The organism is Pseudomonas sp. Sample_24, from assembly GCF_004307605.1.
Lineage (GTDB): Bacteria > Pseudomonadota > Gammaproteobacteria > Pseudomonadales > Pseudomonadaceae > Aquipseudomonas.
In genome coordinates this window covers 1-3,557 of record NZ_RCNW01000216.1, presented here as the reverse complement: position 1 = coordinate 3,557, position 3,557 = coordinate 1, and the positions used below count along the sequence as shown (strand labels likewise).

3 protein-coding genes are annotated in these 3,557 nt (G+C 61.7%); all 3 read right to left on the bottom strand.

Features of this window, described 5'->3' with window-relative positions:
• The coding region (gene astB / locus D8V06_RS11265; protein ID WP_130930980.1) for an N-succinylarginine dihydrolase at positions 1-1,330 on the bottom strand (1,330 nt) is incomplete at its 3' end.
• Between the two features lie 159 nt (positions 1,331-1,489).
• Complete coding sequence (astD, locus tag D8V06_RS11260) at positions 1,490-2,959, bottom strand: succinylglutamate-semialdehyde dehydrogenase (RefSeq protein ID WP_177336552.1); 1,470 nt, start codon at positions 2,957-2,959, stop codon at positions 1,490-1,492.
• Positions 2,956-3,557 (bottom strand): arginine N-succinyltransferase (locus D8V06_RS11255; RefSeq protein WP_177434411.1); only part of this gene is annotated, 602 nt, incomplete at its 5' end. The genes D8V06_RS11255 and astD, both read right to left, overlap by 4 nt.

Here is a 3,557-nt window from a genome sequence, read left to right as displayed (position 1 = left end):
GATAAACCGCGCCCAGTTTAAGGATTTGCGTCAGTTCATCCAGTGCCGTCCGGCACTCAAGCAGCAATTGCGGATCCGCCAGATCGTTTTCGGTCATGCGGTCGCGGTAGTGCTTCTCGACCCATTCGGTCAGAGTGCCGTACAACGGTGCCGTCATGATAACGCCTGGATTGACCGCCGCCAGTTCGGTTTCGTTGAGCGCGACACGCAACCTCAGGCAAGCAGGGCCACCACCGTTCTGCATGCTTTGCTTGAGATCGAAGACTTTTACTTCGCGGATCAGGCCGCCGGAGCTGGTCAAACCCTGCAAGTATTGCCAGACGCGTTCATTGCCACGGCATTCTTCCGGCACGATCAACAGCATCGAGCCGTCAGGACGCGACAGCAGTTGGCTATTGAACAGGTAGGACCGAACGGCGTCTTCCACGGTTACTGCGGAACGCGGAACACACACGGACTGAAATTTCCCACCGACTTTGGCGAGTTTGCTCTGCAATTCGGCGAGCATCTTGTCCGTCTCGAGGAAAGCGTCCTCGTGATAGAACAGCACTTCGCCGTTGCCTACGGCGATCACGTCGTTGTGGAACACGCCCTGGTCGATCACCGATGGATTCTGCTGGGCATACACCACGCCGTCATCGCTCAAGCCATGCAAGCGGGCCACGGCCTGGGACGCTTCGAGCGTCTGGCGTGCCGGGTATTTCTGCGGTGCCGGGTAGCGGGTATCGAACGCACTGCGGCCGAACACGAAGAACTCGACGCCGGCTTCGCCGTACTCGCGGCAGAAACGCGTGTGGTTGGCCGCGCCTTCGTCACCGAACTGCGCCACGGCCGGCAACGCGGCGTGATGAGCGAAGTGGTTCTGGTCGGCGAACATCGCACCCAGCACGCGGCTGGTGGTCGGATGTTCGATGCTGCGGTGATATTTGCAGTTGAGGTTGGCGGCGGTGAAATGCACACGACCGTCAGCCGTGTCGGCGCTCGGGCTGACGGTGGCGGCGTTGGCTACCCACATGCTCGACGCCGAGCAACTGGCGACCAGCAATGGCATGGCTTCCTTCGCAGCACGCTCAATGACCTGGGCGTCAGTACCGGCAAAACCCAGGCGACGCAATGCCGCCACGTCCGGGCGCTCTTGTGGCGCCAGCACGCCCTGCTGGAAACCCATTTCCATCAGCGCTTTCATCTTCGCCAGGCCTTGCAGCGCGGCTTCCTTGGGATTGGAAGACTGCTGGCTGTTGCTCTGGGACGCGACGTTGCCGTAGGACAGGCCGCCGTAGTTATGGGTCGGCCCCACTAGACCGTCAAAATTGACTTCATAGGATTTCATCAGCGAGGCTCCACGAGAATCTGTTGTTATGGCTTCAGTACATTCTTTGAGACAGAGGTGTGGCCATCGCTGGCAAGCCAGCTCCCACAGTGACTGCGTCGTACACAAGATGTGTGAACGCCACCGAACTTGTGGGAGCGGGCTTGCCCGCGATTGGCGTTACACCATCTTCACGCCAGGCGTGAGAGCGGCAGGCAACACCAGGCTCGGGGTTTCCAGCGAGGCCACCGGGTACGCGCAGTAATCCGCCGCGTAATAGGCGCTGGCGCGGTGGTTGCCCGAGGCGCCGACGCCGCCGAATGGCGCGCTGCTCGCGGCGCCGGTCAGTTGCTTGTTCCAGTTGACGATACCGGCGCGGCTTTCCAGCCAGAACTGCTGGTAACGCGCTTCGGAGTCCGACAACAGGCCGGCGGCCAGACCGTAGGCGGTGTCGTTGGCTTCAGCGATCGCCGCTTCAAAATCAGCGTAGCGGATCACTTGCAGCAACGGGCCAAACAGCTCTTCGTCAGGACGATCGGCCACAGCGCTCACATCGAGGATGCCGGGGGTCAACAACGCCGACTGCGCCTGTGGCTGAGTCATTTCCAACAGTGCCACGGCGCCATTGGCCAGCAGATGTTCTTGTGCATCCATCAACGCTTTCGCGGCAGCGAGGGAAACCACCGAGCCCATGAATGGCGCCGGTTGCTGATCGAATGCGCCGACTTCAATCGTCGAACTGACGGCCACCAGGCGCGCCAGCAACGAGTCGCCCCACGCGCCTTGCGGCACCAGCAAGCGACGGGCACAAGTGCAGCGCTGGCCGGCGGAAATGAACGCCGATTGAATGATGGTGTACACCGCAGCATCGAGGTCGGCGACCTGATCAACCACGAGCGGGTTGTTGCCGCCCATTTCCAGCGCAAGAATCTTGTCCGGACGACCGGCGAATTGCTGATGCAGGTGATTGCCGGTGCGGCTGGAACCGGTGAAGAACAGCCCGTCGATGCCCGGGTTCGCCGCCAGGGCGATACCGGTTTCGCGTGCGCCTTGCAGCAGGTTCAACACGCCGGCCGGCAGACCGGCCTCAATCCAGCACTTGACCGTCAGTTCGGCGACTTTAGGGGTCAGTTCGCTTGGCTTGAACAGCACCGTGTTACCGGCCAGCAGCGCCGGCACGATGTGACCATTGGGCAAGTGCCCAGGGAAGTTGTAAGGACCGAACACCGCCACCACGCCGTGTGGCTTGTGACGCAGTACAGCGGTGGCATCGCCCAGCGGGCCGCTCTTTTCGCCAGTGCGCTCGCGATAGCTCTGCACCGAGATCGCGATCTTGTTGACCATGCTGGTGACTTCGGTCGCGGCTTCCCACAGCGGTTTGCCGGTTTCTTCACCGATGGTGCGCGCGAGTTCGTCGGCGTTGTTTTTCAACGCAGCGGCGAAGGCTTCCAGCACCGAGATACGTTCCTGCAACGTGCGACGCGCCCAATCCGGGAACGCCTGACGTGCGGCTTGCACGGCCGATTCCACTTGATCAACGGTGGCGCTGCTGCCCGACCACAGCACTTGCTGGGTCACCGGGTTGAGCGACTCAAAGGTTTCCCCCTGGCCTGCCAGCCATTCACCTGCGATGTATAGCGACTTCATTATTTCGACTCCCGGGCAGCGGACAACGCCACGGCGCGCACTTGATCGCCTGCGTTGAGTTGAAGACGTTTGGCGGTCTGCGGATCGACCACCAGCGTACCGGCGGCCAGACGTGCCGGCGCGGCCGTGATCCGACAGTCTTCGCGTTTGCGGTTGTGAATGATGAACGGCGTGGCGTCGTCACCCGGCGTGCCGATGGCCAGCACCAGCGCCTGGCTGTCGCGCACGGCGCGGATCTTGCCGGTTTCGCATTCGATGGCCGGGCCGGCGTCGAAGATGTCGACGTAGCCCTGGTAGCTGAAACCTTCGCTCTTGAGCATCGACAATGCAGGCTCGGTGTCGGGGTGAACCTGACCGATCACGTTGCGCGCATCCGGCGACAGGAAGCAGGTGTACAGCGGGAATTTCGGCATCAGTTCGGCGATGAACGCTTTGTTGCCCACGCCGGTCAGGTAGTCCGCCTGGCTGAACTCCATTTTGAAGAAGTGTCGACCCAGGCTTTCCCAGAACGGCGAACGCCCGGCTTCATCGGAAACGCCACGCATCTCGGCGATGATCTTGTTGCCGAACAGTTGCGGGAATTCGGCGATGAACAGCATCC